We start from the raw sequence: 3,445 nt of genomic DNA on the forward strand, positions 1-3,445 counted from the left end.
GATGATGACCGGTAGGAACGTTATTAATTTTTGCTTTTTTAGCAGCTGTACCGACAAAAAAGGGCAACCGAGCAAAATTTTTGCCTAAGTGTATAAATATGTCTATCAATTTAAAGACCACTTAGACAACGTCAGACTTAGCTATAGTGATAAAGATGGGAACGGAAGTATTACTACCTCTGAAATAGTTCAGGAGAATAATTATTATCCCTTTGGACTTGAACACAAAGGGTACAATAATACTATTAGAGGTGCCGAAAATAAACACTTTACATATGTTGACAAGGAATTAAATAAAAGCCTTGACTACAATATGTTAGAAATGGACTGGCGTCATTACGACCCAGTTATTGGTAGATTTGTAGGTATTGACGCTTTGGCTGAAAGCTATTATGCTCATACCCCATACCACTACTCCAAAAATAATCCTGTAGTGTATAAAGACCCTACGGGATTATTTACTGATGTTGTTAATGAAGAAACAGGAGAAAAATATCATGTAGATGATGGATATGATTTTGAATGGGTAGTTAGTGCGGATACTTTTGGCGAAATAAAAGAAGCAGGAGAAATACCAAATAATTTAAAGTGGGATCGTACTAAAGCATTTTGGAAACAGGTATGGCAAAATGTTACAACATCAGATGGAAGTGTCTCAGATGATGTCACTCAAATGATGATTACTGATGAGATAGAGGATGGTATTGAAACAATTGACCAATTATCAAATGGACAATATGCAGGAGCTGCGTTAACCTTATTTTTAAGAAAATTACAAAAAGGAAAAAAAGGATATAACCTGGTAAAAAAACTGTTTAAGAATGGTAAAAAGGGAAAATTACCTATTCCTAGTCTAGATGAAGAACAATTCAAAAGAGTAGGAGACAAATTTGTTCATAAAAAAACAGGGGCAATTTATACTAAATCATATACTAGTCACGGTAATACCGGAAATGTTGGAGAACAATGGAAAGCTTGGCCTAAAGGAACTACAGATTTTGGTAGCACGAGTAAGAAAACAGGTACAAGAGTAACTATTGATGGAGATGGAAAAGTAATTGGAAATTAAATTTTTATAAAATGTATTTTGAAGATATTTATAATAAAGTAGCCCCTTTGTGGAAAAAAGAATTTTCCTTGAACGGGATTGAAGAAACAGAGACTTATATTGATGATATAAGAAAGAATTACGATAAAGTCGATCGCATTGTTGACTTTACGGAGAAAGAAAAATATACAGTATGGGAAAGTATGTTAACTTTTACAATGTATAGAACACTCACTCGATTTGCTTTAAGCAAATGGAAAGAAGAAAAACAACAAATGATTTATTTAGATGAGATATTAATGTCTCATTTTGAAAAACATTATGAAGAAAATTTAAGAGAAGAAGGCAATGAAGAATACTTAAAACAATACAAAGGTTTTAAGAATCCACCTTCAGATGCTACAAATCAATAATAAAAGCCACCTTCGGGTGGTTTTTTATGTTTTAAAGAGAAATAATTAAAAAACTACCCCCGTAACGGTTGGCAAAACACATCTAATTATACAAATCTTGATGTATTAAGTTATCAATATGCGACCAGCAGCAACAAACTGTTAAGTGTTACCGATGGTGGAAATAAATCCTATGGTTTTAAAGATAGGAACACTACCAATGATGATTATACGTATGATATCAATGGAAACCTTATCCAGGATAAAAACAAAGGGATTACCAGTGTAGCGTATAATCATTTTAATTTCCCAACACGAATAGATGTTACCAATCCTGATCACGAGGGTAATTTACAGTATATCTATGATGCCAATGGGGTGAAGTTAAAAAAGACGGCTATAGACAGGGGAACTACTAATATTTTAGAATATAATGGTAACTTTGTGTACGAAAATGGTTCTTTGAAATCTATAACGCATCCCGAAGGATATATCGAGCAGGAAGATGATGGCTCATTTACCTATGTATATGAACACAAGGATATCTGGAACAATACCAGAATCACCTATGCAGATAATGACCATGATGGTAAGATAGACTTTACCAGGGGTGGTACTGATATTGATGGTGACGGTGATTATCACGAAGAAATACGTAGGGAACAAAACTACTATCCCTTTGGTATGACCTGGCAAGGGATTAATAGTACGATTAGAAATGCCCCTAATAGCCTAAAAACTTTTCAGGGACAAGAATTGACAGAAGATCTTGGATTAAACACCCATGAATGGCGATATAGAATGAGTGATCGTAGTATTGGTAGGTTCTGGCAAATCGATCCACTTTCTGAGGATTATGTTCATAATGCTACATATGCTTTTCAAGAGAATAAGATGGGTATGGGTAGAGAGCTCGAAGGGTTAGAACTTGCAAAGTTCGATACACCTTTATATGATCCCGTATTAGGAAATAGCACGCCTGCAGAGATTAAACATGTTAGGAAAAATCAAATTGATGCAGGAGTAAATGGTACTTTATTAGTTGCAGCTACTATATCACCAATACCTGGAGATGAAGCTTTTGTAGCTGGTTTATTAATGAAAACAGCAGCAGCAACTATAGATGCAGCAAGTCAAGCGGTAACGGGTGAAGATATTGATTTAGTTGGACCTTTAATGAATTTTGCACCTTTAGGACCTTTGACAAAACAAGCTGCTGATGCTTTAGTTGATGTTGAAACTGATGGCACAGTCAGAACTCCTTTTTTCTCGACTAATGGTGAAAAAGCTAAGTCTACAAGTGAAGTAGTTATTGATTTTGTTATTGATAGAGTAAGCAATAATGTTCAGGCTAAGATTCCTAAAGAAATTACTTCTTCTGCTGTTGGAGAAGTTGTTACAGAGGGGGTAACTAACGCAGCAGAGAATATAGTTGGCGAAGTAGTTAAGAAGCAAGAGATTATATCAACTAATAATAGTAGCAACTAATTTTTTTATAATGCAAAAGAAATATACCAGAGTAGTTTTCATTGTTTTGTTTTCGGGTGTGATACTTTACACAGGTATACAGAGCTATTTTTACAAAAGAGCGGTAATTAAAAACTCATATGAGACTATTGCTGTAATAACTGGAATTAAAGATTGTTATAAAAATGGTAGATGTATAAAGTATAATTATGAATACCAAGGTCAAAAATTTAATGATGAAGCAAATACTAATTGGGCTTTTTCCAACTGGTGTAAAAGTAGAAATGATTGTAAAGGTTACAAATTTAAAATACTTTTAGACAAAAAACACCCAGAAAAGAATATTGCTGAATGGGATAGTATTTTCAAGAGAAAACTATTTATTAGTTATCCAGAATAAAAATCCCAATTATCTGTAGTAGCCACTACTTGATCTGACAGTTGTTACTTATCCGACATCATGCCTTTGCGCTAAATTTATTTCTTTCTCAACTACCTCTTGATTTATGGAGGCAGTTTGTGAAAGAAATAAATTTTC

4 protein-coding genes are annotated in these 3,445 nt (G+C 33.8%); all 4 read left to right on the forward strand.

What is annotated here, in order from left to right; all coding sequences use genetic code 11:
* Positions 1-88: 88 nt before the first annotated feature.
* The 4 genes from J8281_RS18780 (at position 89) to J8281_RS18795 (ending at position 3,307) form a co-directional block, all read left to right on the forward strand.
* Complete coding sequence (locus J8281_RS18780) at positions 89-1,069, forward strand: RHS repeat-associated core domain-containing protein (protein ID WP_210199210.1); 981 nt, start codon at positions 89-91, stop codon at positions 1,067-1,069.
* A gap of 11 nt (positions 1,070-1,080) precedes the next feature.
* Positions 1,081-1,461 (forward strand): hypothetical protein, encoded by a 381-nt coding sequence (locus J8281_RS18785; protein WP_210199211.1) that lies wholly within the window; start codon positions 1,081-1,083, stop codon positions 1,459-1,461.
* Positions 1,462-1,818: 357 nt separating this feature from the next.
* Positions 1,819-2,928: a hypothetical protein gene (locus tag J8281_RS18790; RefSeq protein ID WP_210199212.1), complete on the forward strand. Its 1,110-nt coding sequence runs from the start codon at positions 1,819-1,821 to the stop codon at positions 2,926-2,928.
* 10 nt (positions 2,929-2,938) lie between these two features.
* On the forward strand, positions 2,939-3,307 hold the full coding sequence (locus J8281_RS18795) for a hypothetical protein (RefSeq protein WP_210199213.1): 369 nt from the start codon (positions 2,939-2,941) through the stop codon (positions 3,305-3,307).
* Positions 3,308-3,445: the final 138 nt, after the last annotated feature.

Source organism: Aquimarina sp. U1-2 (assembly GCF_017897595.1).
Classification (GTDB): Bacteria; Bacteroidota; Bacteroidia; order Flavobacteriales; family Flavobacteriaceae; genus Aquimarina.

Coding starts and splice junctions, on each gene's coding strand:
- J8281_RS18785 (WP_210199211.1), top strand. CDS start 1,081: ATGTATTTTGAAGATATTTATAATAAAGTAGCCCCTTTGTGGAAAAAA.
- J8281_RS18795 (WP_210199213.1), top strand. CDS start 2,939: ATGCAAAAGAAATATACCAGAGTAGTTTTCATTGTTTTGTTTTCGGGT.